The 25,794-nt window shown below is 65.6% G+C and carries 26 protein-coding genes; 14 read left to right on the top strand and 12 right to left on the bottom strand.

What is annotated here, in order from left to right:
* Positions 1–11: 11 nt before the first annotated feature.
* Positions 12–1,664, bottom strand: a complete 1,653-nt coding sequence (groL, locus tag ASC80_RS13645) for a chaperonin GroEL (protein ID WP_056297914.1) — start codon at positions 1,662–1,664, stop codon at positions 12–14.
* A gap of 148 nt (positions 1,665–1,812) precedes the next feature.
* Positions 1,813–2,109 (bottom strand): co-chaperone GroES, encoded by a 297-nt coding sequence (locus ASC80_RS13640; RefSeq protein WP_056297912.1) that lies wholly within the window; start codon positions 2,107–2,109, stop codon positions 1,813–1,815.
* Positions 2,110–2,427: 318 nt separating this feature from the next.
* Here ASC80_RS13640 and ASC80_RS13635 point away from each other — a divergent pair, with 318 nt between their 5' ends.
* Together ASC80_RS13635 and ASC80_RS13630 are read left to right on the top strand one after the other, a co-directional pair.
* Positions 2,428–2,934 carry a hypothetical protein gene (locus tag ASC80_RS13635; RefSeq protein WP_056297909.1) on the top strand — a complete coding sequence of 169 codons (507 nt, stop codon included), beginning with the start codon at positions 2,428–2,430 and terminating at the stop codon, positions 2,932–2,934.
* Positions 2,935–3,021: 87 nt separating this feature from the next.
* Positions 3,022–4,227 (top strand): MFS transporter, encoded by a 1,206-nt coding sequence (locus ASC80_RS13630; protein WP_056297907.1) that lies wholly within the window; start codon positions 3,022–3,024, stop codon positions 4,225–4,227.
* Positions 4,228–4,239: 12 nt separating this feature from the next.
* Here the strand turns inward: ASC80_RS13630 and ASC80_RS13625 are convergent, their stop codons facing one another.
* Complete coding sequence (locus tag ASC80_RS13625) at positions 4,240–5,013, bottom strand: protein phosphatase CheZ (RefSeq protein ID WP_056297904.1); 774 nt, start codon at positions 5,011–5,013, stop codon at positions 4,240–4,242.
* A 301-nt stretch (positions 5,014–5,314) separates the two neighbouring features.
* Between ASC80_RS13625 and ASC80_RS13620 the strand changes: the two genes are divergently transcribed.
* A complete protein-coding gene (locus tag ASC80_RS13620; RefSeq protein WP_056298956.1) occupies positions 5,315–6,091 on the top strand; it encodes a L,D-transpeptidase in 777 nt (258 codons plus the stop codon).
* A 79-nt stretch (positions 6,092–6,170) separates the two neighbouring features.
* Here ASC80_RS13620 and ASC80_RS13615 read toward each other — a convergent pair whose 3' ends face one another.
* The 6 genes from ASC80_RS13615 to ASC80_RS13590 form a co-directional block, all read right to left on the bottom strand.
* Positions 6,171–6,962 carry a DUF2076 domain-containing protein gene (locus tag ASC80_RS13615; RefSeq protein WP_056297900.1) on the bottom strand — a complete coding sequence of 264 codons (792 nt, stop codon included), beginning with the start codon at positions 6,960–6,962 and terminating at the stop codon, positions 6,171–6,173.
* 132 nt (positions 6,963–7,094) lie between these two features.
* Positions 7,095–7,934: a ChbG/HpnK family deacetylase gene (locus tag ASC80_RS13610; protein ID WP_056297897.1), complete on the bottom strand. Its 840-nt coding sequence runs from the start codon at positions 7,932–7,934 to the stop codon at positions 7,095–7,097.
* Complete coding sequence (locus ASC80_RS13605; protein ID WP_056297894.1) at positions 7,931–8,989, bottom strand: glycosyltransferase family 2 protein; 1,059 nt, start codon at positions 8,987–8,989, stop codon at positions 7,931–7,933. The genes ASC80_RS13610 and ASC80_RS13605 overlap by 4 nt, the downstream gene beginning before the upstream one ends.
* A 105-nt stretch (positions 8,990–9,094) precedes the next feature.
* Complete coding sequence (gene hisG / locus ASC80_RS13600) at positions 9,095–10,072, bottom strand: ATP phosphoribosyltransferase (RefSeq protein ID WP_056297892.1); 978 nt, start codon at positions 10,070–10,072, stop codon at positions 9,095–9,097.
* Entirely contained in the window at positions 10,069–11,217 is a 1,149-nt protein-coding gene (locus ASC80_RS13595) for an ATP phosphoribosyltransferase regulatory subunit (protein ID WP_056297889.1), read from the bottom strand. Before ASC80_RS13595 ends, hisG begins: the two co-directional genes overlap by 4 nt.
* A gap of 123 nt (positions 11,218–11,340) precedes the next feature.
* Positions 11,341–12,084, bottom strand: a complete 744-nt coding sequence (locus ASC80_RS13590; protein ID WP_056297888.1) for a 16S rRNA (uracil(1498)-N(3))-methyltransferase — start codon at positions 12,082–12,084, stop codon at positions 11,341–11,343.
* Between the two features lie 330 nt (positions 12,085–12,414).
* On the opposite strand from ASC80_RS13590, the gene ASC80_RS13585 reads away from it, so the two are divergent.
* Both ASC80_RS13585 and ubiA read left to right on the top strand, forming a co-directional pair.
* Positions 12,415–13,146: a hypothetical protein gene (locus tag ASC80_RS13585; RefSeq protein ID WP_056297886.1), complete on the top strand. Its 732-nt coding sequence runs from the start codon at positions 12,415–12,417 to the stop codon at positions 13,144–13,146.
* A gap of 41 nt (positions 13,147–13,187) precedes the next feature.
* Positions 13,188–14,120: a 4-hydroxybenzoate octaprenyltransferase gene (gene ubiA, locus ASC80_RS13580; RefSeq protein WP_056297884.1), complete on the top strand. Its 933-nt coding sequence runs from the start codon at positions 13,188–13,190 to the stop codon at positions 14,118–14,120.
* A 111-nt stretch (positions 14,121–14,231) separates the two neighbouring features.
* Here ubiA and ASC80_RS13575 read toward each other — a convergent pair whose 3' ends face one another.
* Positions 14,232–14,762, bottom strand: coding sequence for a DUF6101 family protein (locus ASC80_RS13575; RefSeq protein ID WP_056297882.1), 531 nt, complete (start codon positions 14,760–14,762; stop codon positions 14,232–14,234).
* 328 nt (positions 14,763–15,090) lie between these two features.
* Between ASC80_RS13575 and ASC80_RS13570 the strand changes: the two genes are divergently transcribed.
* The 6 genes from ASC80_RS13570 to lpxK all read left to right on the top strand — a co-directional run bounded on the left by ASC80_RS13570 (position 15,091) and on the right by lpxK (position 20,597).
* Complete coding sequence (locus ASC80_RS13570) at positions 15,091–16,491, top strand: TldD/PmbA family protein (RefSeq protein ID WP_056298952.1); 1,401 nt, start codon at positions 15,091–15,093, stop codon at positions 16,489–16,491.
* Positions 16,478–17,278, top strand: coding sequence for a 3'(2'),5'-bisphosphate nucleotidase CysQ (locus ASC80_RS13565; RefSeq protein ID WP_056297880.1), 801 nt, complete (start codon positions 16,478–16,480; stop codon positions 17,276–17,278). Before ASC80_RS13570 ends, ASC80_RS13565 begins: the two co-directional genes overlap by 14 nt.
* A gap of 72 nt (positions 17,279–17,350) precedes the next feature.
* A complete protein-coding gene (locus ASC80_RS13560) occupies positions 17,351–17,596 on the top strand; it encodes a DUF4170 domain-containing protein (protein ID WP_056297878.1) in 246 nt (81 codons plus the stop codon).
* Positions 17,593–18,306: a lysophospholipid acyltransferase family protein gene (locus ASC80_RS13555; protein ID WP_056297875.1), complete on the top strand. Its 714-nt coding sequence runs from the start codon at positions 17,593–17,595 to the stop codon at positions 18,304–18,306. Before ASC80_RS13560 ends, ASC80_RS13555 begins: the two co-directional genes overlap by 4 nt.
* Complete coding sequence (locus ASC80_RS13550) at positions 18,299–19,600, top strand: 3-deoxy-D-manno-octulosonic acid transferase (RefSeq protein ID WP_056298948.1); 1,302 nt, start codon at positions 18,299–18,301, stop codon at positions 19,598–19,600. The genes ASC80_RS13555 and ASC80_RS13550 overlap by 8 nt, the downstream gene beginning before the upstream one ends.
* The gene (gene lpxK, locus ASC80_RS13545) at positions 19,593–20,597 is read left to right on the top strand and encodes a tetraacyldisaccharide 4'-kinase (protein ID WP_056297872.1); all 1,005 of its coding nucleotides are present in this window, start codon (positions 19,593–19,595) and stop codon (positions 20,595–20,597) included. Before ASC80_RS13550 ends, lpxK begins: the two co-directional genes overlap by 8 nt.
* A gap of 141 nt (positions 20,598–20,738) precedes the next feature.
* On the opposite strand, the gene ASC80_RS13540 is transcribed toward lpxK, so the two are convergent.
* Entirely contained in the window at positions 20,739–20,963 is a 225-nt protein-coding gene (locus ASC80_RS13540; protein WP_056298946.1) for a DUF2093 domain-containing protein, read from the bottom strand.
* Between the two features lie 200 nt (positions 20,964–21,163).
* The gene (gene xseA, locus ASC80_RS13535; protein WP_056297870.1) at positions 21,164–22,639 is read right to left on the bottom strand and encodes an exodeoxyribonuclease VII large subunit; all 1,476 of its coding nucleotides are present in this window, start codon (positions 22,637–22,639) and stop codon (positions 21,164–21,166) included.
* Between the two features lie 95 nt (positions 22,640–22,734).
* On the opposite strand from xseA, the gene purD reads away from it, so the two are divergent.
* The 3 genes from purD to ASC80_RS13520 all read left to right on the top strand — a co-directional run bounded on the left by purD (position 22,735) and on the right by ASC80_RS13520 (position 25,613).
* Positions 22,735–24,021 carry a phosphoribosylamine--glycine ligase gene (gene purD / locus ASC80_RS13530; RefSeq protein WP_056297867.1) on the top strand — a complete coding sequence of 429 codons (1,287 nt, stop codon included), beginning with the start codon at positions 22,735–22,737 and terminating at the stop codon, positions 24,019–24,021.
* Positions 24,022–24,261: 240 nt separating this feature from the next.
* Complete coding sequence (locus ASC80_RS13525) at positions 24,262–25,170, top strand: alpha/beta fold hydrolase (protein ID WP_056297863.1); 909 nt, start codon at positions 24,262–24,264, stop codon at positions 25,168–25,170.
* Positions 25,170–25,613 carry a GNAT family N-acetyltransferase gene (locus ASC80_RS13520; protein ID WP_056297862.1) on the top strand — a complete coding sequence of 148 codons (444 nt, stop codon included), beginning with the start codon at positions 25,170–25,172 and terminating at the stop codon, positions 25,611–25,613. The genes ASC80_RS13525 and ASC80_RS13520 overlap by 1 nt, the downstream gene beginning before the upstream one ends.
* Positions 25,614–25,794: the final 181 nt, after the last annotated feature.

Genomic DNA, 25,794 nt, shown 5'->3' with positions numbered 1-25,794 from the left:
GAGACGTGGGCTCAGAAGCCCATGCCGCCCATTCCGCCCATGCCACCCATTCCGCCGCCGCCCGGCATCGCCGGAGCTGCTTCCTTCGGCAGTTCAGCGACCATGGCTTCGGTGGTCACCAGCAGGCCGGCAACCGAAGCGGCGTCCTGCAGTGCGGTGCGCACCACCTTGGCCGGATCGATGATGCCCTTGGCGACCATGTCGACGTACTCTTCGTTCTGCGCGTCGAAGCCGTAGGTCTCGGACTTGTTCTCGAGGATCTTGCCGACAACGATCGAGCCTTCGACGCCGGCGTTCTCGGCGATCTGGCGGATCGGAGCCTCGAGCGCCTTCAGTACGATGTTGATACCGGCCTGAACGTCCGCGTTGTCGTTGTTGATACGGCCGACCGCCTTCTTGGCGCGCAGCAGCGCGGTGCCGCCGCCCGGCACGATGCCTTCCTGGACGGCTGCGCGGGTCGCGTTGAGCGCGTCTTCGACGCGGTCCTTCTTTTCCTTCACTTCGATTTCAGTCGCGCCGCCGACGCGGATCACCGCGACACCGCCCGCGAGCTTGGCCAGACGCTCCTGGAGCTTCTCGCGGTCGTAGTCCGAAGTGGTTTCCTCGATCTGCGACTTGATCTGGTTCACCCGCGCCTCGATGTCGGCCTTCTTGCCGGCGCCGTTGACGATGGTGGTGTTCTCCTTGTCGATCACGACCTTCTTGGAACGGCCGAGCATCTTGACGGTGACGTTCTCGAGCTTCATGCCGAGATCGTCGGAGATCAGCTGGCCGCCGGTGAGGATCGCGATGTCCTCGAGCATCGCCTTGCGGCGATCGCCGAAGCCCGGCGCCTTGACGGCGGCAACCTTGAGGCCGCCGCGCAGGCGGTTGACGACGAGGGTGGCGAGCGCTTCGCCTTCGATGTCCTCGGCGATGATCAGCAGCGGCTTGCCGGTCTGCACCACGGCTTCGAGCACCGGCAGCATCGCCTGGAGGCCCGACAGCTTCTTCTCGTGGAGGAGGACGTAGGCGTCTTCCAGCTCTGCGGTCATCTTCTCCGGGTTGGTGACGAAGTACGGCGACAGGTAGCCGCGGTCGAACTTCATGCCCTCGACGATGTCGACTTCGGTGTCGAGCGACTTGGCTTCCTCGACGGTGATGACGCCCTCATTGCCGACCTTCTGCATCGCCTTGGCGATCATCGAGCCGATGGTGTTGTCGCCGTTGGCCGAGATGGTGCCGACCTGGGCGACTTCCGACGACGAGGCGACGGGCTTGGCGCGCTTTTCGATGTCCTTGACGACGGCGGCGACCGCGATGTCGATGCCGCGCTTGAGGTCCATCGGGTTCATGCCGGCCGCGACCGACTTCGCACCTTCACGGACGATGGCCTGAGCCAGAACCGTGGCGGTGGTGGTGCCGTCGCCGGCGGTGTCGTTGGTCTTGGAAGCCACTTCGCGCAGCATCTGCGCGCCCATGTTCTCGAACTTGTCCTCGAGCTCGATCTCCTTGGCGACGGTGACGCCGTCCTTGGTGATGCGCGGTGCGCCGAAGCTCTTGTCGATGACGACGTTGCGGCCCTTCGGGCCGAGGGTGACCTTCACCGCGTTGGCGAGAGTGTCGACGCCGCGCAGCATACGGTCGCGGGCATCGCCCGAAAATTTAACGTCCTTGGCAGCCATGTTTGATTACTCCGATTGTTTTACAGGAACCGTCATCCTGAGGTGCGAGCGAAGCGAGCCTCGAAGGATGACCGGCGATGCGTGGGGCCGTTCATCCTTCGAGGGCCGGCGCGCCGGCCGCCTCAGGATGACGGAGCAGAGTGTGGTGTCAGACCAGCACGCCCATGATGTCCGACTCCTTCATGATCAGGAGTTCCTCACCATCGAGCTTCACTTCGGTTCCGGACCATTTGCCGAACAGCACGGTATTACCGACCTTGAGGTCGATCGGGATCAGCTTGCCGGCCTCGTCGCGGCCGCCCGGGCCGACGGCGACGACCTGTCCCTGCGACGGCTTTTCCTTGGCGCTGTCGGGGATGATGATGCCGCCCTTGGTCTTTTCCTCGGCGTCGATGCGCTTGACGACGACGCGGTCATGGAGCGGGCGGAAAGTAGTCTTGGCCATGGGTCGTTTCCTTTGATGGCTGAATTGATGGCGGAAGCAACTGGTCTTAAGCTGCCGGCCCACAGGAGCGGACGTTGCCTTCAGGCACCGTCCATTTCCTTTAGCAATCGCTCTTCCGGAGTGCTAATTGTACGCCCGGAAATATGGGTTGGCGCCAATCCTGTCAAGCAACGCTTAAGGCCTTGGTGAGGTCATTATGAGATGGTCTGGAAACCGATGAGGGGTTGGCAACGTAGCTTTTCGAACCCCTCCACATGGCCGATCGCACCTCGCCGGTCAGGCATCAGCGACAAATTCGTCATTTATCCGGGAGACATCATGGCCAGTTCACGCAGCGCGCGCACCGTCGTCAATATCGGGATCGTCTCGGTGTTGGCCATCCTCCTCGCGGGATGCAACAGCATGAGCCTCGGGCCGACGCAGAGCACACAGCAGGAACCGCTGCCTGAACCCGAAATTCCCGCCACCATCCGCGCCGACGAACTGGTCGGACGCTGGGGCCTCGCATCCTTTCACAAGCCGGACGACCGGGTCCGGACCGAGAATGCCGCGCGTGGTCAGTGCAAGCAGCCTTACGTGATCGGCAAGGGCCAGACCGGCGGCGTCATCATGCATCTTGCGGACGAGGCGACCCCGCAGGAACTGCGCGTCAAGGGCAGCCGCAGCGGCAAGAACTATATCGGCCCGGCAGGCCCTGCGGGCGGCGATCAGGATCGCGAGATCGTCTCGTTCGACGGCCGCGTGCTGATGACCCGGTTCATCAATCCCGACGCCAACAGCCGCTACGGCACCATGGTTTATGTCCGTTGCGCGCCGCGTGCCTGAGGGCCGACCGAGCGCGCCGCTTTCCAATCTCGTCCATTGCGCGGTCGGCGCAATGCCGGTTCCTCCCGTGAAGCCTGATATCGTCACATGACCTCGAGTGCCGGACCGACCAGTTTTCTGTCCGGCCCCAACCGCGCCATCGCGGTGCTGTGCGTCACGCAGATTCTCGGCTGGGCGGCGCTGTTCTATCCGCCGGGCCTGACGATGACGCACATCGCGGCGGCCCATGGCTGGTCGCTGGCGCAGGCGCTGTCCGGATTCTCGATCGCGCTCGGTGTCTCGGGCCTGTGTGCGCCGTATGCCTGCGGGCTGGTCGATCGCTACGGCGGCAACGGCGTCATGGCCGGGGGCGCGCTGATCGGCGCGGCCGGTCTTCTGGTGCTGCCGCTGGCCGGTAATTTCTGGGTCTACACCGCCGGTTGGGTCCTGCTCGGCATTTCGATGGCGTGCAATCTCTACGACCCCGCGTTCACCGTGCTGACCCGCATTTTCGGCACCGCGTCGCGGCGGCCGATCACGTTGGTGACCTTCGTCGGCGGTCTGGCCTCGACCCTGTCATGGCCGACGACGCAGCTTCTGATCACTCATGGCGGATGGGAAAGCGTCTATTACGCGTTCGCGGGGGTGCTCGCGTTCGTGGTCGCGCCGCTTTACGCCTTCGGCCTGCCGCGCAACGTGGCCTACGTCGCGCCGCGGGTGGCCGCCGATGCACCGGTCGTCGCCCCGGCGAAATTCGTGTCGCCCACCGGCGCGACCTTCATCCTGGTAACGGCCGGGTTCGCCTGCCATGCCTTCATGCAATCGGGCACGCTGGCCCATCTGCTGGCGATCCTGCAGCGCGGCGGCATCAGCGTCGAGGCATCGGTGGCGATCGGCGCGATGTTCGGCCCGGCGCAGGTGCTGACGCGGATGGCGGACTTCGCCACCGGCGGGCGGCTGCATCCGCTGTGGGTGGCGCGGCTGGCGATGGGGCTGATGGGGTGCGGCTTTATTTTTCTGATCGTCGTTGGTTTTTCGACCGAGGTCGCGGCGCTGTTCGCGATCACCTTCGGGGCCGCGAACGGCGTGGTGACGATCGCGCGCGGGGCGCTGCCGCTGTCGCTGTTCGGGCCGGTCGGTTATGGGAGGGTGGTGGGGCGGATCGCGCGTCCGGCGCAAATCTGCCAGGCGCTGTCGCCCTTCGTGCTGGCTTATGCGATCGACCGCTGGTCGGATCGGACCGCGATCGAAATCCTGATCGCGATGGCACTGATCGCGCTGATCTGTTTCAGCGCGATCCGGCGGCCGACGTAGGTCCGGCGCTGTTCAGTTGAACAGCGCGTCGATGTCGTTCTGCGAGGCGTGGCCTTCGTCGCCGTCGAGCTTCGGGCCGTTGAGCAGACGGTCGTCACCGACGCGGGTATCGATGATCGCCGGCGCGTGAACCTTGATCGCGTCGACGCCGCCCCAGATGTCCATCATGACGTTGATATGATGCTCGATGAACTTCATCGTGTTCATCACCTTGCCGATGCGCTGGCCGGTGAGGTCCTGGAAGTTGCAGGCCTCGAAAATGCTGACGACGCGCTCCTGGATGTCTTCGCTCAGCGCCGCCTGCTGATCGGGTGAGGGGATCTTGCCGAGCGCGGCGGCGGCCTGGTCGATCGCTTCCGCGGCTTCGAGGATCTGCTGGGTTGCTTCCTCGGTGCCGCCGACCACAGCGCCGAGTTCGCCGGTGACCTTGGACATTTCCTCGCCGCTGAAGCTCGTGCCGTGCAGCACGGCGATTTCCTGCTTGGTGCGGTTGATCGCGTCGTGGATCAGGTCGAGCTCGACCTTGAGCTTCTCGCACTGGGCGATCTGTGCGCGATAGGTGTCGAGCATCGCCTGCGCTTCGGCGGCCTCGTGGCTCGTGACAACATGATCATCCGCGGGCTTCGCGTCGCTGCGGTAGGCGCGGGCCATCTGCTCGCGGATCGCGCGCAGCTCGCTCATGATCTTGTTATGAAAAGGCATCATGTCGCCGTCGACTTCATCGAGGACGACCGGGCTGCCGGATTGCAATTCTTCAATACGGAAGCGCTTGCGCTGAACACTCATTGAAACCCCCAACCATTCTGGTGACAGGTTTGTAGCGCGGCGTGTTTTAACGCAGGGTTTCATATGCGCGAAAAGGTTCCGGAAAAAACATCGCGGCGGTCTCGCGCGGATACGGTCGATTAACCATGAGCCGCGCGCGTTCATCCAAAATAAACGCTACCGCGCAGAACAGTGCGGCCGGGCCTCATGGTGAATCGAAAGGCCGCTTTCGTTTACCAAACCTGCGCGATTTCAATTCAAAATTATCCCAGTTCCGGCGCGCTGTCCGCGCGTCTCCGACGAAACAGTGCAGAGTACGTCGATGTTCATGAAATTATTTCCCGCGCTTGTCGCCGGCGCGTCGCTTCTTGGCGCCACCTCTCAGTCACTTGCATACGACAGCCGGATGGCGAATGACCCGAGGGTCATCACCTTCCAGCGCGAGCCTGCGCCGCCGGCGCCGATCCGCGTCGCCTATCTCGAACGCTCCAACATGGGCGGCGGCTTCATCGAGTTCATCTTCAGCGGCGGCCAGTCGGGCCGTCTCGATGCCCAGCCGCAACCCGAGCCGCACGGCCGCATGATGGTCGAGCCGGATGATCCGCGCGCGGTCTATGCGCCGGAGCGGGAGATGTCGCCGGCGCGCCAGGGTTTCGATCCGCGATTTGAAAAGCAGATGGTCGCGTATGACGGCAAGGAGCCGGCCGGCACCATCATCATCGATACGCCGAACAAGTTTCTCTATCTGGTGCAGGGCAACGGTCAGGCGATGCGCTACGGCGTCGGCGTCGGCAAGCCGGGCTTCACCTGGTCCGGCGTGAAACGGATCTCCGCCAAGAAGGAATGGCCGGCGTGGACGCCGCCGGCGGAAATGCTCAAGCGCCGGCCCGATCTGCCGCGCCACATGGAAGGCGGCCCGGAAAATCCGCTCGGCGCGCGGGCGATGTATCTCGGCTCGACGCTGTACCGCATCCACGGCTCCAACGAACCGTGGACCATCGGCACCAACGTGTCGTCGGGCTGCATCCGGATGCGCAATCAGGACGTGATCGACCTCTACGGCCGCGTCAATGTCGGCACCAAGGTGGTGGTGCTCTGAGTTCGACCGGCTTCGGTTAAAAGAAAACGGCCACCGTGAGGTGGCCGTTTTGATTTCCGGGTAACGCTCTGTGAGCGGCTCACGCGTAATCGCTGTCGCCGCCGTCGAAATCGTCGTCGCCGTAATCGTCGTCGTCGTCATGGCCATCGTTCGACGCATAGTCGTCGCGGCCATTGTTGTCGTCGCGATCGCCGGCATTGTCGGCGAAGTTCTGGCGCTGGTTATCCTGCGCGTTCTTGCCGATGTCGTTGACGCCGGCGTCGCGCGAGAGATCGCCGTTCGACTTGTCGCCGCCGCCCCACGGGCTCGCGCTCTTGTCGCCGCCCAGCGAAGCGTTGTCGCCGAAACTCTGCTGGTGGCCGCCGCCGGTCAGGCCGCGAATGCTGTTCATCAGCAGCGAGCCGCCGATCATGCCGGCCGCCGCCGCTGCTGCCGTGCCGAGGAACGACGAGCCGCCGCCACCGCCGGCAAACGCACCGCCGCGCGGATCGGCAGTGGCGCCGCCCTGCGGGCCGCCGCCCATCACCTGGCCGCTGGTCCACACCGGGCGATCGCCGCCACGCGGCGGCACATTCGGCACCGAGCCGCGTCCGGTATTTTCGCCGAACAGCGCGCCGCGCATCGAATCGAGGAAGCCGCCGGACGGCTGCTGTTCCGCCGCGCCGCCTTCGAGTTCCTGAATCCGGTCATTGGCGCGCTTCAGCGCCTCGTCCTGCACCAGCACCGTCTGCACCAGCGCATAGGCGGCGTTCGGCGCGCGGCGCAGGCCGGCCAGCACCGCCGCTTCCGCTTCCGGGTCGCGTGGCGAATTTTCCAACGTCGCGAGCCGGTCGAACAGGCCGTCGACCATCTGGCGTTCCTGCGGTGTCATCGGATCCCTCCCAAAGCGTTCCAAATCATGGACGCGCGTCCAGAATCTAGGTGCCGTTTGTGTCGCGATAAGAGCCGGAGCGGATTAATTTTGCGACAGACAACCTGTCGCGGCTGCGACAATTCGCGCGGGTCAGAGCGTGATCCGGTGCGCCGCGAGCAGGTGCGGAAAATCGTCGCTCGCAAGATACGCGTGCTCGCGCTCGCGCTGGTGGGTCAGCGGATCGAGCGCAATCAAGGTGTCGTCGACGAAGCCCGGATGGCACATCACCAGTCCGCGCTCGGGCAGGTCGCGGATGAACTGCGCCATCAGCGCGGCAAAATCATTCTGCCGCGTGAAGTCGTAAGCGCCCGCGAACGCCGGATTGCTGGCGACGCCGGAGCCGGCGCTCAATTTGCGGAAGGTCGCGCTCAAGGTGTCGAGCAGCAGCGCCTTGGGATTGTTGAGCCGCTTGCCCAGCGGCGCGTCGCGGCCGCACTGGCGCACCCACGCATCCGGCGCGGCGGTTTTGATGGCATCGAGAAAAGCGTCGCGCACCTGCGGAAAGATCTGCACGTGCTGGTGACCGTCGGCGTAATCCGGCGGCCTGCCGAAACGCTCGGTGAACGCCGCGATCTGCGCGGCGATCTCGGAGTGGATCATTTCGCGGTCGAGCCGGCGCAGCAGCGCCGCGAGCAGCATCGCGCCGAGCGGCAGGAACATGCCGCCGTCGAGCGGCCGGAAGTGCAGGGTCAGCGGCGTGAACGGCGCGGTCAGCGTGGTGTGCAGGCCGATCGCGCAATCCGGATTGGCTTTCACTGCCTGCTGCAGCGCGCCGATCTCGGTGCGGTCGAGCGCCGGTCCCAGCATCATCACCGAAGTGGCGTTGATGCGCCGGCGTTCGATCAGGTCGCGGATCGCGCGGTTGACGCCGGGGCTGATGCCGTAATCGTCGGCGCACAGCACGATGCGGCGGAGCGGCGCATCGTTCATTCAGCGGCGTTCCGGGGCACGATGCTGTCCGGCGTTGCCGATGCGACGCCGTCGCCGGTGTTCTTCACGCTGTGCTCGGCGACGAAGTAGATCGGCCGTGCTTTCAGTTCGGAGAGAATCTTGCCGACGTATTCGCCGAGCACGCCGATCATGATGAGCTGGACGCCGCCCAGCGTCATCAGGCCGACCACCAGCGACGGATAGCCGGGCACGGATTCGCCGCTCATCACGGTTTCCCACAGGATCGACAGGCCGAACAGGAAGGCGCCGAACGCGAGCAGCAGGCCGACCAGCGTGGCGAGGCGCAGCGGCGCCACCGAGAACGAGGTCAGGCCCTCGATCGACAGGCCGAGCAGGCGCGAGATGTTGAATGTGGTGACGCCGTGCGCGCGTGCTTCGGGTTCGTAGTCGACGCGAATCTGGCGGAAGCCGATCCAGCTCGCCAGCCCCTTGAAGAAGCGGTTGCGCTCCGGCAGCTGCTTCAGCGCCGCCACCGCGCGCGGCGACAGCAGGCGGAAGTCGCCGGCGTCCTCGGGGATTTTCTGGCGCGCGCCCCAGTTGATCAGCGCATAGAAGCTGTGAACCGCGACGCGGCGCAGGATCGATTCATTGTCGCGATGCGCCTTGGCGGTGAAGACGACGTCGTAGCCGTCGTCGATCCAGTGGCTGACCAGCTTCTCGACAATATCCGGCGAGTGCTGGCCGTCGCCGTCCATGAACAGCACAGCGCCGAGCCGGGCGTGGTCGAGGCCGGCCATCAGCGCGGCCTCCTTGCCGAAATTGCGCGACAGCGACACCACCTGCACGTCGAGCGCGGTGGCGGGCAGCGCGCGGGCAATGCTCAGCGTGTCGTCACGGCTGCCGTCATCGACATAGATCACCTCGCATTGCAGGCCGTAGCGCTGCTTCAGCGTCGCCGCCAGCGCCACGATGCGATCGTGCAGCCGCGCAAGGCCGGCAGCCTCGTTATAGGCCGGGACAACGATCGACAGACCCTGCGCGGCGGGGGGCCGCGCTAGGCCTGACAGGTTCGAGACGTCGGCGCCGAGTGTCATCGGTCGGATTCCAGAAAGTTCATCCGGATCATATGGCAAGAGTCATGCGCTGTCGCCACGAACGGGCTTAGCCTTTCGGCGCTGGCAAATGTTGGAATCGGACCACTAGCGCCCCAGGAAGGCCTCAAGTTTGGCGAAAAGCGGGTTCTCGCGGTCCATCACGTAATCCAGTGAAGCGACGGAGATGGTGTCGGCGCCGTGCGCGCGCAGGAAACTGCCGAGCGCGTAAAGCTGCGCCGGCGGGCAGTGCAGCGTCACCATGCCCGACGAGGTCGGCCCGCCGAACGGCGACACCACGCCGAACTTCTCGTGGGCTTCGGCGAGCAGCGCATCGTTGCAGCCGGAGAAGCGGGTGCGGACTTCCTTGTACTTCGCGGCGCGGGCGCGGGCGGAGATGTGGTCGAAGATCACCCGCGCGGTCTCTCGCGCCGCGGGCGACCAGTCGGCGTCGCGCGCGGCGACGAGGTTGGCCTGGCTGCGCAGCATCGTGCCGTCGTCGAGCACCTTGAGGCCATTGGCGGCGAGCGTCGCGCCGGTGGTGGTGATGTCGACAATGAGCTCAGCCGAGCCGGCCGCGGGCGCGCCTTCGGTCGCGCCGGCGCTCTCGACGATGCGATAATCGACGATGCCGTGCGCGGCAAAATAGGCGCGCGTCAGATTGATGTATTTGGTGGCGACCCGCATCCGGTGATTGTGCTTGGCGCGGAACGAAGTCGCGACGTCGTCGAGGTCGGCCATGTTGCGGACGTCGATCCACGCCTGCGGCACGGCGACCACGACATTGGCGCTGCCGAATCCGAGCGACTCGATCAGCAGCACGCGCTTGTCGGCATCGACGATGCTCTCGCGCACCAGATCCTCGCCGGTGATGCCGAGGTGAACCGCGCCGCGCGCCAGCTGCGCCGCGATCTCGCTGGCGGACAGATAGGCGATCTCGACATTGTCGAGGCCGGTGATGGTGCCGCGATAATCACGGGCGCCGCCTGCCTTGGCGAGCGCGAGGCCGGCGCGCGCGAAAAACGCATCGGCGTTTTCCTGCAGGCGGCCCTTGGAGGGAACGGCGAGAACGAACGGCGTGGTCATGACGCGCTCCCGGTTTGCGTGAGCGCTTCGATCCAGATCGAGAATCCGACCGCCGGGATCGGCTCCGGCGCGCCGAGGCGCGTCAGCAGGCCGTCGTAACGGCCGCCGCCGACCAGCGGTTCGGCGCCGTTGCCCTTGCGGTGCAGTTCGAACTCGAAGCCGGTGTAGTAATCGAGGCCGCGTCCGAACGAGGTCGAGAACCGGATCGTCTTGGTGTCGACGCCGCGCGCCGCCATGAAGCCGGTGCGGCTTTCGAATTCGTCGATCGCAGCGGTGAGGTCGAGTTTGGCGTCGGCGGCAAGGCCACGCAGTTGCGCCGCCGCCTCGTCGGGTTCGCCGGCGATGCCGAGGAATCGCTCGATCAGTTGCAGCGCCTCGCGCGGCAGCGCGCCGCCTTTGAGCGTCGATTGTTCGAGAAAGCGATCGGCGATTTCGGCGACGTCACGGCCGCCGACATTGGTGGTGCCGGCGATCGACATCAGGTCGGTGACCAGCGCCAGCGCCGCCTTGCGGTCGGAGCCGGCGAGCGCGGCCAGCACGCCTTCGTATTCGTTGCCGGCGCCGGTGGCGATGGTGAGCTGCGCGAGATCCTCCGCCAGCGAAACCTTGCGGTTGAAATCCTTGATCAGGCGGCGCTTCCACACTGGAAACAGATCGAGCGCGTCGATCAGCGCCGAGAACAGCGCGACGTCGCCGGTGCGGATGTCGACGTCGTCGGGGATCATCCCGAAGGCGGCGGCGGATTCGAGTGCGAGCGCGAGAATTTCGGCGTCGGCGGCGGCGCGGTCCTGACGGCCGAACGATTCGACTCCGGCCTGGTTGAATTCACTGGTGCGGCCGCCGCGATAGCGGAACACCGGACCGAGATAGCAGTAGCCCGCCGGGCGTCCGGCGCGCAGCGAGGCGAGATAGTCGCGCGCCACCGGGATCGTCAGGTCCGGCCGCAGGCACAGTTCCTCGCCGGTGGCGTCGCTGGTCAGATACAGGCTTTTGCGGATGTCCTCGCCCGAAAGATCGAGGAACGGCTCGGCCGGTTGCAGGATCGCGGGGGCGACATGGGTGTAGCCCGCCTGCGTCAGCGACAACAGCAAGGCGTCCGCCTTCAAGGCGGCGCCGGTCGCGAGAGGGGCGGCGGTCCTGATCATCGGTTAAGTCCGTTACAGCTCGAAAGTCTCAAGAGGTGCGGCCCTTTAGCACGGCTAGGGGCGGGTTTCGACGGCGAAGCCAAAAAGGGCTTAATAAGTTTCATTGCAACTTTTGCGTGCATATCAGGGTTGTGCCCAGTCGCCCAGCGTCGCCTGCACCACCGCCAGCGCCGCCACCGCTGCGGTATCGGCGCGCAGGATCCGCGGCCCGAGCGACAGCCGGACGATATCGGGCTGTTTGAGCAGAGCCGCGCGCTCCTCGTCGGCGAAGCCGCCTTCGGGGCCGATCAGCACGTCGATGCCGCCGGCTTTCGGCAGGTCCGTCAGCGCGGTGAGGGGATTTGCGGTGTCGGCGCCCTCGTCGCAGAACACCAGCCGCCGCGCGCCGTCGCGCTGGGCGAGATACTTGTCGAGCGCCATCGGCTCGGCGACGGCGGCCAGCGCGATGATGCCGCATTGCTCGGCGGCCTCGACGACATTGGCGCGCATCCGCTCGGTGTTGACGCGGCTGACCTGGGTGAACCGCGTCAGCACCGGATGCAGCGCCGCGATCCCCATCTCGACCGCTTTCTGCACCATGTAATCGAGCCGGGCATGTTTCAGCGGCGCGAACGCCAGATGCAGGTCGGGCAGGGCCTGTTGCGGCCGGGTCCGTTCGCCGACGGTGAGCTGGTCGGGACGCTTGCGGCCGCCGACCGCCGCGCGCCATTCGCCGTCGCGGCCGTTGAACACCAGCACGGTGTCGCCCGCTGACAGCCGCAGTACGTTGCCGAGATAATTGGCCTGATTGCGGTCGAGATCGATGGTGCCGCCGGTGGCGAGCGGCGCATCGACGAACAGGCGGGGGCTGCGGAAATCGGTGCTCAATGGACGGTCCTCGAATGACCGACTTCTAGCTGAACGGGCCTCGATTGCCAGCGTGTACGACGCGCATCACCGGATGCTTTTACCTCTGCCCCTTACGGGGAGAGGGAGTTCCCGCCGGACAGTGAGGATCACGATGACGGCATATCGGCTCGCGTGCGAGGGTTCCTATCCTGCTGCCGATGAAGGGATTTTATCGCTCACGCGGCGAACCGCCGCGCTGCTGCCTGATTCGCCGGGTTGTTATGCGCGGGCGAGAATCGTAAAAGCCGTCAAAGCCTGTTTGAGCCGCGAGTCCCGGGCGCTGGAACCCGCCGGAGGAGAACCTTGATTGTGATCCGTTCGATGTCGCCGCGTTTTGCGCTTCCGCTTGCCGTGTCGGCCTGCGTGATGGCTGCGCTGTTGAACTCAGGCGCGCAGGCCCAGACGCCGTTTCCCGCGCCGCTGCCTGGCCAGGCCGCGAATGCGCCGGCATTTCCCGCGCCGCTTCCAGGACAGGCCGCGCCGCCGGCACAGCCGGCCCGGGTGTCGCCGTCGACCGCGCCGATGAACCCGATAAACAGCGCGCCGATGGCATTTCCGTCGGACGGTGCCGCGCCGATGAGCCGCGGATTCTCGCAGCCGGCTCCGCAGGGCGGTCCGCCGCCGGCCGCAGCGAACTGCCAGAACGAGTTCTTGCCGTTGCGCAAGGAAGTCGAGAAGCGCATGGCGACGATTCAGGGCATGGGCAAGCGCAAGGCGCCGCCCTCCGAAGCGTGCAAGGCGCTGCGCGGGCTGAGCACCGCCGAGACCAAGATGATCAAATATGTCGAGGTCAACGCGAAGAAGTGCGGCATCCCCGAGCAGGCCCACAAGCAGCTCAACGACAATCACAGCCACACCACCAAGCTGACCACCCAGGTCTGCAACGTCGCGGCCCAGCAGGCCGAAGCGCAGCAGCGCGGCCCGGCCGGGCCGAGCCTGAGCGATGTGCTCGGTTCGACGGCGCTGCCGGAAGCGAGACCGTCCAAGCGCGGCGGCGGTTCGACCTTCGACACCCTGAGCGGCAATGTGCTCGCGCGCTGAGACGATTTGCGCGGCTGCCCGGCGCATGATCGCCGATCCTCATGAGTAACGCTGCGGCGCGCGTCGCCGATTCCACCGGCAACTGGGTCGATACCCGCGCGCCGGTGTGGGCGCGGCCCTATCTGCGGCTGTCGCGGTTCGACCGGCCGATCGGCTCGTGGCTGCTGCTGATGCCGTGCTGGTGGTCGGCGGCGCTCGCCGCCGGCGTTGCGCATGACGTCCACGATCTGGCGCGCGTCGTCGTGCTGTTCTTCATCGGTGCTTTCGTGATGCGCGGCGCCGGCTGCACCTGGAACGACATCACCGACCGCGATCTCGACGGCAAGGTCGAGCGCACCCGCTCGCGTCCGATTCCGGCGGGGCAGGTGACGGCGACGCAGGCGGCCGTATTTCTGGTGGCGCAGGCGCTGGTCGGGCTCGCGGTGCTGCTGCAGTTCAATTCGTTCGCGGTGATGACCGGCATCGCTTCGCTCGCGATCGTTGCGGTCTATCCGTTCATGAAGCGCATCACCTACTGGCCGCAGGTGGTGCTCGGCCTCGCCTTCTCATGGGGCGCGCTGATGGGCTTCGCGGTCATCCTCGGCCGGATCGATCCCGCAGCGCTGGCGCTGTACGCCGGATCGATCTCGTGGGTGATCGGCTACGACACCATCTACGCCCATCAGGACACCGAAGACGACGCGCTGATCGGCGTTAAATCGACCGCGCTGTTGTTCGGCGCGCGCACCAAACAGATGCTGGCGCTGTTTTACGGATTGGCGGTGGTGCTGATCGGAACGGCGCTGTGGCTTGGCGGCGCGGGCTTGCCGGCGTTCGTCGGGCTTGCCGCGTTCGCCGTTCACCTCGCGAGACAGATCGCGCGCATCGTGATTTCCGATTCCGCGCTGTGCCTGCGGCTGTTCAAATCGAACCGCGACGCCGGGCTGCTGCTGTTCGCCGGATTGCTGGTCGACGCCGTGCTGCGCGCGGGGTGAGGGGCAACTTGCGCGCCTCGAAGGATGACGGTGAAGAAGGATGTATGCAGCCGTCGCCCTTCGAGGCCTTCGCTGCGCTCCGGCTCCTCAGGGTGACGGCGTTCCAAGATTTCACGTCCGCGCGATGATCTCGCGTTCGTCGCGATGCACCGAGGTTTCGCCGAGGCGATAACCGGCCTTGCGCCGCATCAGGAATTTCGGCCGCCGCATCCGGATCACGTTGCGCCGCCGCCGCCGCTGCGCCGGTTCGCGGGCGTCGTCGCTTTCGTCCTCGATCTGCGGCAATGCCAAGAGGTCGCTCCACTGCGACCAGACATTGTCGATCTCGTTATTGTCCGACGTCACCAGCAGCGGCACCGACAGCGACGGATCGCGATGGGTCAGCACCAGCGCTTCGCCCTCGTCGGTGGCGCGCCGCGCGATGCCGAGAAATTCGCGAATGCGAATCTGCACCGTCATGTTCATGCCGCGGACGGCACGACGCACGACGACACGTTCACGATCGATCTGGATGTGCCGCATCTCCCCGTCGGCGCGGCCATCGCGCGCCTGGAAGCTGATGGGCAAGGAATGGGGGTCGAGCCGCATGTCGCGGCTCGACCCGACGGGTTGCACCCCGCCGACTCCGAATTGACGCCTCATTTTATCTCCCCGCCGGAATTATGTTCCCGGTCGATGCGTGGAGAATGTCAGAGCGCCGTCCGAATCCGCTTAACAAGGCTGGTTAATCGGGTCTTGCCCGGTCTTGTTCGATTCTCATGATTGACGGGAGGTTGTCCGGCATGATTGACGAGACCTTGCACCCTTGCTGAAATATGTTGCCGGGCGGGAGCGCCAAACGCTTGAAGTCAGCGTAAAACAGGCACATCTGATGATTCGGAAAATTCATATCGAAGTTTAGCAGGGCAGGATCGTTTCGGGACACCAGCTCCGGCGTCCCAATCTCGCTCCAAGCGTCAGGATTTTGTTCGTGATCTCTTCACCAAACGCGCAATCGTCTTCGCCGTCGGCTTCCACCACATCCGATCTGCTCGATCAAAGCGCGCTGAGTGCGCTGGCGCAGCGTCTCGTCGAGGCGGCGAAAAAAGCGGGCGCCGATGCCGCCGATGCGGTCGCGGTGCGCGGTGTGTCGCATGGTGTCGAGGTGCGCGACGGACGTGTCGAGGAATCGGAACGCTCCGAAGGCGACGATGTCGGCCTGCGGGTGTTTGTCGGCAAGCGTCAGGCGGTGGTCTCGACCAACGACATCAGCGGCGATGGCGCAGCCAGACTCGCCGAGCGCGCGGTGGCGATGGCGCGCGTCGCACCCGACGATGCGTATGTCGGTCTCGCCGATCCGTCGCTGCTGGCGAAAGAGTTTCCCGATCTCGATCTGCTCGATCCGCAGGTGCCTTCGACCGCCGAGCTTGAGCGGCGCGCACAGGAAGCCGAAGCGGCCGGGCTTGCGGTGAAAGGCGTTGCGAAATCCGGCGGCGCGTCGGCATCGTCCGGCATCGGCGGCATGGTGCTGGTGACCAGCACCGGCTTCCACGGTTCTTATCTGCGCTCGAGCCAGGGCATCTCGATGATGGCGATTGCCGGCGAGGGCACCGGCATGGAGCGCGATTACGATTTCACCTCGGCGATCCATGCGTCCGATCTGTTGTCGCCGGCCGCGATCGGCCGCAGCGCGGGCGAGCGCACCATCGCCCGGCTCAATCCGCGCAAGGTCGCGACCTGCAAGGTGCCGGTGGTGTTCGATCCGCGGATTTCCGGCTCGCTGGTCGGCCATCTGGTCGGCGCGGCCAACGGCGCGTCGATCGCGCGCAAGACCAGTTTCCTCAAGGACAAGCTCGGCCAGCAATTGTTCGCGGGCGGCATCCGCATCGTCGACGATCCGCTGCGGGTGCGCGGCCTGCGCTCGCAGTCGTTCGATGCCGAAGGCGTCGCGGTGAAGAAACTCAACATCGTCGATGACGGCGTGCTGACCTCGTGGCTGCTCGATTCCGCGACCGCCCGCGAACTCGGCATGACGACCACCGGCCATGCCCATCGCGGCGTGTCGTCGTCGCCGTCGCCCGGGGCCTACAATCTGCATCTCGAAGCCGGCCAGGCGACGCCGAAGGAATTGATCGCGGACATCAAGGAAGGCTTCTACGTCACTGACCTGATCGGTTCCGGCGTCAACGGTGTCACCGGCGATTACAGCCGCGGCGCCGCCGGCTTCTGGATCGAGAACGGCGAGATCACCTATGCGGTGAGCGAGGTCACCATCGCCGGGCATCTGTTCGACATCTTCAAGTCGATGACGCCGGCCAACGATCTCGAATTCAAGTACGGCGTCAACGCGCCGACGGTGCGCATCGAAGGCCTGACGATTGCGGGACGCTGACACGGTGACAAGCGACGCGGCGCTGCTGGCGGACACGGTTCGCGAGGCCGGCGCGCTGGCGCTCAGTCTGTTCCGCACCGATCTCAAGACTTGGACCAAGGGCGCATCGTCGCCGGTGTCGGAAGCCGACATCACCGTCAACGATCTGATCGAGGCGCGGCTTGTGGGCGCCCGGCCCGATTATGGCTGGCTGTCGGAAGAGAGCGCGGAGAACACCGCGCGGCTCGAGCGGCCGTTCACCTGGGTGGTCGATCCGATCGACGGCACCCGTGCCTATCTCAACCACCAGCACGACTGGTCGGTCAGCGTCGCGCTGGTGCAGGACGACGGCAGGCCGGTGCTCGGCGCGGTGTTCGCGCCGGCGGATCAACAGTTCTATTTCGCAACCCGCAACGGCGGCGCCACGCTCAACGATGCGGTGACCGGTGTTGCGGCGGGATCGGCGCTCGATCTGGCCCGCATGGCCGGTCCCAAGCCGCTGGTCGAACGTCTCGAATCGGCTGCAACCGGGACTGCGAGCCATCCCCGGATCGGCTCGCTGGCGCTGCGGCTGTGCCGGGTCGCCGACGGCGGGATCGATGCCGCTTTTGCGGGCGGCCGCAGCCGCGACTGGGACCTTGCCGCGGCGGACTTAATCGTGCACGAAGCGGGCGGGAAAATGACTGCGTTGACCGGCGAACCTCTGGTTTATAACCGGGCCGACGTGACGCACGGATTGCTGGTGGCGGCGGGACACGCTCGTCACCAACGCATCGTCGATCATTTCCGGAGCCATCCGGTTTTTTGATGCAGGCGTTCCGATTCGGTGCTTCAATTCGCGCGCAGGTCATTGTTCAGGAAAAATTCCGGGAATAATTCCATGTCCGATACCGCGCAACAACTGCTCCACCTCGTCATCGGTGGAGAGCTTCTCGATCTCGAACACATCACCTTCAAGGATCTCGACAAGGTCGAGATGGTCGGGCTGTACCCGAACTACGCGGCCGCCTACGCCGCGTGGAAGGCGAAGGCACAGCAGTCGGTCGACAACGCCCACATGCGTTATTTCATCGTCCACATCCATCGCCTGCTCGATCCCCAGCACGACGCGAAACCCGCATCTTGAAATCCTCGCTGCGAAAACTGAGCAGGGCCGGCTGGGTTCAGCAGACCGCGGGTTTCCTCGCGGCCGAATTCCTGCGTCTGGTGTGGCTGACCAACCGCTTCACCATGGAGCCGATCGACGTCTATGAGCGGCTCGAACCGGACATGCCGGTGATCGTCGCGTTCTGGCACGGCCAGCATTTCATGATGCCGTTCCTCAAGCGCAAGAAATATCCCGCCAAGGTTCTGGTCTCGCGTCATCGCGACGGCGAGATCAACGCCATCGCCGCCGAGCGGCTGAATGTCGGCACCGTGCGCGGTTCGGGCGATCATGGCGCGGCGTTCCACCGCAAGGGCGGCGTCGGCGCGTTCAAGAACATGGTTCGCGCGCTCGACCAGAAGTTCAACATGGCGCTGACCGCCGACGTGCCGAAAGTCTCGCGCAAGGCCGGGCTCGGCATCATCATGCTGGCGCGCGAATCCGGCCGCCCGATCGTGCCGGTGGCGATCGCCACCAGCCGCTTCAAGCGTCTCAACAACTGGGATCGCTCGGTGATTCATCTGCCGTTCGGCCGCGGCGTGATGATGGGCGGCGACCTGATCCGGGTGCCGCCGGATGCGGACTCGGCGACGATGGAAACGCTGCGTCAGCAACTCGAAACCGAACTGAACGCGATCACCCGTCGCGCCTATGCTTATGTCGGCCGTCCGGACGAGGGCCTTCATGCCTAGCGCGCTGCCGATCACGCTGCGGTTGTACCGGCGGGCATCGTCGCTGGCGACGCCGCTGCTCGGCACCATCGTCAAGCGGCGGCTGAAGCAGGGCAAGGAAGATCGGTTGCGGCTCGGCGAGCGGCGCGGCATCGGCAGCGCGCCGCGGCCTCAGGGACCGCTGATCTGGATTCACGGCGCCAGCGTCGGCGAAGTGCTGGCGGCCGCCGGTCTGATCGAGCGCCTGCGCAAGCTCGATGTCCGTGTTCTTCTGACCTCGGGCACCGTGACTTCGGCGGAGGTCGCGGCACGGCGTTTCCCGCCCGACGTGATCCATCAATATGTGCCGTTCGACGCGCCGCGTTTCGTCACGCCGTTCCTCGAACACTGGAAGCCGGACCTCGCGCTGTTCATCGAGTCGGACCTGTGGCCCAATCTGGTGTTGTCCACCGCCGAGCGGCGGATTCCGATGGTGCTGATCAACGGCCGGATGTCGCAGCGCTCGTATCCGCGCTGGCGCCGCGCCTACGGCACGATCTCGACGCTGCTGTCATGCTTCGATCTGTGCCTCGCGCAATCGGACACCGACGGCGAGCGCTTTTCGACGCTCGGCTGCCCCAACGTCGTCACTTCCGGCAACCTGAAACTCGACGTGCCGGCGCCGCCGGCCGATCCGCGCAAGCTCGAGCGCCTGAAGGCCGCGACCCAGCGCCGCACGGTGTTCGTCGCCGCCTCGACCCATCCCGGCGAGGAAGAGATCGTGCTCGATGCCCACCGCAGGCTGGGCGCGGGAATTCCATCGCTGCTCAGCGTGATCGTGCCGCGCCATCCCGCACGCGGCGTCGCCATCGCGCGAATGCTGGCGGCGGGCGGGATGCAGGTCTCGCTGCGCTCCGCCGGTGAAGTGCCGTCCGCCAACACCGACATCTATGTTGCCGACACCATGGGAGAGATGGGATTGTTTTATCGCATCGCGCCGGTGGTGTTCATGGGCGGCTCGCTGATCGAACACGGCGGGCAGAATCCGATCGAGGCGATCAAGCTCGGCGCCGCCATCGTTCACGGGCCGCAGGTGTTCAATTTCACCGAGATCTATCAGGCGCTCGATTCGGCTGGCGGCGCATTCCGCGCCGAGGACAGCGAGCAGTTCGTCAAGCTGCTCGGACATCTGCTGGTCAATCCGATCGCGCGCCAGAACGCGCTGAACGCCGCGGAGGATGTGGTGGCGCGGCTCGGCGGCGCGCTCGACAAGACCCTCAGTGCACTGGAGCCTTATCTGTTGCAGATGCGGCTGGAGCGCGGCGCCGATGCGTGAACCGTCCTTCTGGTACGGTCCACCGTCGCTGATGTCGCGTCTGCTGTCGCCATTGGGCGCGCTCTACGGCGCGCTGACCGCGCGGCGGATGATGCGCCCCGGCGCGCGCGCGGGCCTTCCGGTGATCTGCGTCGGCAACTATCACGTCGGCGGCGCGGGCAAGACTCCGGCGACGCTGGCGGTTGCCGCTGTCTTGCTGGCGATGGGCGAACGGCCGGTGGTGGTCAGCCGCGGCTATGGCGGCGATCAGGAAGGGCCGGTGCGGGTCGACCCGCATTGTCACACCGCCGCGCAGGTCGGCGACGAGCCGCTGATGATGGCGGCACAATTGCCGGTGATCGTCGCGCGCGACCGCGTCGCCGGCGCTGCATTGGCGCAGCGCGACGACGCCAGCGTGATCCTGCTCGACGATGGATTCCAGAATCCGGCGCTTGAGAAGGACCTGTCGCTGCTGGTGATCGACGGCACGCGCGGTGTCGGCAACGGCGCGGTGTTTCCGGCCGGGCCGCTGCGCGCGCCGCTCGCGCCGCAGATCGCGCGCACCGATGCGCTCATCGTGGTCGGGCAGGGCACGGCTGCGGGTGGCATCGCGCGCGAGGTCGTGGCACGCGGCGGGCTGGTGGTCCGCGCGTCACTCACCCCGAACGAGGCATCGTTGTCGGACTTGCGCGGCAAGCGCGTGCTGGCTTTCGCCGGTATCGGCGATCCGGCGCGGTTTTTCGAAACGCTGCGCGCACACGGTGTGGATGTGGCCGCGAGCAGGACGTTCGCCGACCATCATCCGTTCACGCCGGAGGAGATCGGCGGCCTTGTCGCCGATGCAGCGAAGCAGTCGCTGGTGCTGGTGACGACGGCGAAGGACATGGCGCGAATCCGCAGCGACGCGCGGCTCGCGCCGCACGCCGGCGGCATTTCTGTTCTTGCGGTGACGATGACGTTCACGGACGAGCCGCAGATGCGGGCGTTTCTCACCGCGCGGGTTGAACGCGCGAGGTAGACGCACCGGCGCGTCCGTCTCCTTTCCCGTGCACGCTTCTGCATACGGGTGCGGTGGTTATGGGTCCCCGCCTGCGCGGGGACGACATCGAAAGGATGTGCGTTCGGGGATAAGTAGCGTGATGAGCGAGGGTGTGCCGGATCAGCCCGTCTTGATCGCGTTGGGGTAATGCCGCTCCAGCACCGCTTCCGGCGTCGCATAGGCTTCCTGGCGGTCGACGCTCCAGTATTTCAACTCGTCGAGCGGGATGTGCTCGCCGGTGACGGCGCAGCGAACATACGATCCCGGTGACAGCACGCGGAAATCGCCATCGAGATATTCCACCGTGGCTTCGCCGTGGCCGGAAGGGCCGAATTTATTGAGCACGATATTGTCCTTGCGAGTTCCCGGCACGGGCGTGAATTGTCGGTCCAATATATGTCCGAAGCGGAGGTTGTAAAACCCTCGATCGCGTGGCTCTTGTCCCGCCCGCCCGTCATGGCCGGCTTGACCCGGCCATCCACGTCTGGATTTCGCGAGATTGGAAAGGCGTGGAAAGCCCGGTGATGACGCCGGTGAGGGATCGCCTAGAACAGATCGCCCTGGACCTTCTTGACGCCGAAATCGGTGGTGCGTTTCGCCGCCGGCTTCTGTGCGGGTTTCGGCGTGTCTGCCGAGGTCGCTGCGGGCGGCTGCGCCCCGTCGCCATCGGCGGTGGCATTGAGGCTGCCGTCGGCGAATTCGATGGCGAGATGCTGGCCGGGGGCGATATTCGCGGCGGCATGAAGCGGATGGCCGTCGGCGTCGCGCACCAGCGCGAAGCCGCGCGACAGCACGCCCTTGTAGGACAGCGCCGACAGAAGTTGGTCCATGTGCTTCAGCCGTGTGCGGCGCTGCTCGATGGTCTGCGCGCTGCAACGCCGGGCCGAGACGGCGAGGCGCTCGACGCGTTCGCGGCCGCGCGCGATCTGCTCTTTCAGCGTGCGCACCGTCAGCCGGCCGCCGATGGTCGACAACCGCCGGTCGTAGACGTGGGTGTTGGCGCGCAGCGCACGCGGCAGTTGTGCCGAGGCATTGTCGAGACGCTGACGCGGGATCGCCAGCAGGTCCTGCAGCTTCGGCAGCGCACGGGCGGCGCTGCGCAGTTCGGTCCGGCGCGCTTCATGGCTGCGCTGCCAGCAGGCGAACGAGCGCCGCGCCAGCGACGAAATCTCCAGCGCCAGTTCGGCGCGCACCGGCACCGCCATTTCGGCGGCGGCGGTCGGCGTCGGCGCGCGCTTGTCGGAGGCGAAGTCGATCAGCGTCACGTCGGTTTCGTGGCCGACGGCGGAAATCAGCGGGATCATGCTGTTGGCGGCGGCGCGAACGACGATTTCCTCGTTGAACGACCACAGGTCTTCCAGCGAGCCGCCGCCGCGCGCGACGATCAGGAGATCGGGCCGTGGAATCTTGCCGCCCGCCTCCAGCGCGTTGAAGCCGTCGATCGCGGCGGCGATCTGTTCGGCCGAGCCTTCGCCCTGCACCCGCACCGGCCACACCAGCACGCGGCGCGGGAAGCGATCTTCCAGCCGGTGCAGAATGTCGCGGATCACGGCGCCGGTCGGCGAGGTGATGACGCCGATCACCTCCGGCAGCCATGGCAGTAATTGCTTGCGGGCTTCGTCGAACAGGCCCTCGGCGGCGAGCTTCTTCTTGCGCTCTTCCATCAGCGCCATCAGCGCGCCGACGCCGGCAGGCTCGATCGCTTCGATCACGATCTGATATTTCGACGAGCCGGGGTAAGTCGTCAGCTTGCCGGTGGCGATGACCTCGAGGCCCTCCTGCGGCTTGAACCGCATCCGGCCGTGGACGCCTTTCCACACCACCGCCTCGATCTTGGCGCCTTCGTCCTTCAGCGCGAAATAGCAGTGGCCCGACGAATGCGGCCCGCGAAAGCCGGAAATCTCTCCGCGCACCCGGACATGGCCGTAGGTGTCCTCGACCGTGCGTTTGAGCGCGGAGGACAGTTCCGAAACGGAGTATTCCGGCGAGTTCACAAGGGTTTCGGCAGCGCGTGCGGGCATCGGGACTCGAATCGGTTGCGATAGGAAAGCATCATGATAAACCCTTCTATCATTCTCCCAATGTCGGTTCGACCCTTCATCCCGGCCCTGATCCCATGAATATGCTCCTTCTCGGCGCCGGCGGGCGCGAACATGCGCTGGCCTGGAAAATTGCGGCCTCGCCACTGTTGACCAAATTGTGGTGCGCGCCGGGCAATGCCGGTATCGCCCGCGAGGCCGAATGCGTCGCGCTCGATGTTGCGGACCACGCGGCGGTGATCGCGTTCTGCAAAACCAACAAGGTCGATCTTGTCGTGGTCGGGCCGGAAGCGCCGCTCGCCGCCGGCATCGTCGACGATCTTGCGAGCGCCGGGATCAAGGCGTTCGGGCCGAGCAAGCTTGCTTCGCAGCTTGAAAGCTCGAAGGGCTTCACCAAGGATCTGTGCCGCGACAACAACATTCCGACCGGTGCATACGAGCGCTTCCGCGATGCCGAGGCGGCCAAGGCGTATATCGCGGCGCGCGGCGCGCCGATCGTGATCAAGGCCGACGGGCTTGCGGCCGGCAAGGGCGTCGTGGTCGCGATGACGCTCGATGAAGCCAATGCCGCGATCGACATGATGCTCGGCGGCGGCTTCGGTGCTGCGGGCGCCGAAGCGGTGGTGGAAGAATTTCTCGAAGGCGAGGAAGCCTCGTTCTTCGTGCTGTGCGACGGCGACAACGCGTTGCCGCTGGCTGCGGCGCAGGACCACAAGCGCGCCTTCGACGGCGATCAGGGCCCGAACACCGGCGGCATGGGCGCTTACTCGCCGGCACCGGTGTTCACCGATGATGTGCAGCAGCGCACCATGGCCGAAATTATTCTCCCGACGCTGCGGGCGATGAAGGCGAAAGGGATGCCCTACAAGGGCGTGCTGTTCGCCGGTTTGATGATCGGCAAGGACGGCCCCAAGCTGATCGAGTTCAACGCGCGGTTCGGCGATCCTGAAACGCAGGTGCTGATGCTGCGGATGATGTCGGACATCGTTCCGGCGCTGATGGCGTCGGTCGACGGCGAATTGAAACATTTCGATCTGCGCTGGTATCAGGATTCGGCGCTCACCGTGGTGATGGCGGCGAAAGGCTATCCCGGCGATTACGCCAAGGGCACGGTAATCGCGGGCCTCGACGAGGCAGCGAAGGTGGAGGGCGTCGAGATTTTCCACGCCGGCACCAAGGCTGATGGCGGCAAGATTCTCGCCAATGGCGGGCGGGTGCTCAACGTCACTGCGATGGGTGCGAGCGTCAGCGAGGCGCAGCGCCGCGCCTATGATGCGATCGACCGCATTCAGTGGCCCGAAGGCTTCTGCCGCCGCGACATCGGCTGGCAGGCGGTGAAGCGGGAGCGGGACGCGAAGACGTGAGGCGGCTGCGATAGCAAATACTTTCGTCATGCCCGGCCTTGTGCCGGGCATCCACGTTTTTCTATGTTGCGATATCGCAAGACGTGGATGGCCGGGACGAGCCCGGCCATGACGGTGAGTGGGACGCGTACGATGTGCCACACACTCGATGTCGTCCCCGCGAAGGCGTCGCTTGAGTCCAGGGAGTATGGGTCCCGGCTTTCGCCGGGACGACGATTGAGAGTGAAGGAACGCCCCCCCATGCCCGATCTTGCCGATCTGTTTCCGAACTTCGCCTCCGAATGGATCAGCACGAAACACGGCCGCATCTTCGCCCGCGTCGGCGGCAAGGGGCCGCCGTTGCTGCTGTTGCACGGCTATCCGCAGAGCCATGTGATGTGGCACCGCGTCGCGCCGCAGCTCGCGGAAAAGTTCACATTGGTGATCGCCGATCTGCCCGGCTACGGCTGGTCGGACATTCCCAGAAGCGACGACAACCACACGCCCTACACCAAGCGCGCGATGGCGCAGGCGATGATCGCGGCGATGGAGCAGCTCGGTCATGTCCGCTTCGCGCTCGCAGGCCACGATCGCGGCGGCCGCGTCGCCTATCGCCTCGCGCTCGATCACCCGGGGCGGCTGTCGCAACTCGCGGTGCTCGATATCCTGCCGACCTACGAGTACTGGGCGCGGATGGATCGCGCGTTCGCACTGAAAATCTATCACTGGGCGTTTCTGGCGCAGCCGGAGCCGTTGCCGGAAACGCTGCTTGGCGGCAATCCGGATTTCTATATCCGCTTCAAGATGGCGCATCAGACCGCGACCGGCGATCTCACCCCGTTCGATCCGCGCGCCTTCGAGCACTATCGCATCGCCTTCAACGATCCGGCGCGGATTCATGCGATGTGCGAGGATTATCGCGCCGGCGCCTACGCCGATTTCGAGTTCGACAAGGCCGATCGCGAGGCTGGCAGAAAGATCACAGTGCCGCTGCTGGCGCTGTGGGGCTCAACCGGCATCGCATCGTCGGACGCCACGCCGCTCGACACCTGGAAGACATGGGCAACCGACGTGCGCGGCGCGCCGATCACCGGCGGGCATTTCCTGTGTGAGGAAAATCCGCAGGCTACCGTGCAGGCGCTGCTGAACTTCTTCGACGGAGGACGGTGATGGCCTTGCGTGAAGCCACGCGCGCGGATGTCCGCCGCATCGTCGAGATGCTGGACGACGACGAGATCGCGAAGGGGCGCGAGAACCTGTCCGACATGACGCCTTATGAAGTCGCGTTCGACGCCATCGCCGCCGATGCCAACAACACGCTCTATGTCTGGGAGGAGGGCGGCAAGGTGGTCGGCTGCCTGCAACTCACCTTCCTGCCGGGTTTGTCGTACAAGGGTGCGTGGACCGCGCAGGTCGAGGGCGTGCGGGTCGATCGCGCGCTGCGTGGCTCGGGCATCGGCGCGACCATGATGGAGGCGGTGGCGGCGATCGCGAAGGCGCGCGGCTGCAAGGCGTTGCAGCTTAAGACCGACAAGCGCCGCGTTCATGCCCATCGCTTTTACGAGCGATTGGGTTTCGCGAAGTCGCACGAAGGCATGAAGCTGGGGTTGTGATGCTTTTTTCTCTCCCCTCGCAGGAGAGAGAAAAGAGTCTCATCGGACAGGAAAGTCTTTGTGTTTTCCGCAGCGTCATGGCCGGACTTGTTCCGGCCATCCCGATCAAGTGAGCCCAGTACGCTCTAAGCGGGGTCACCGGAACCTAGGCGAGCGGAAGCGACGCCGTTCTTCGAACAGC

Source organism: Afipia sp. Root123D2 (genome assembly GCF_001425835.1).
In the GTDB taxonomy this organism is placed as follows: Bacteria; Pseudomonadota; Alphaproteobacteria; order Rhizobiales; family Xanthobacteraceae; genus Afipia.
This window is presented reverse-complemented; position numbering and strand designations above follow the sequence as displayed.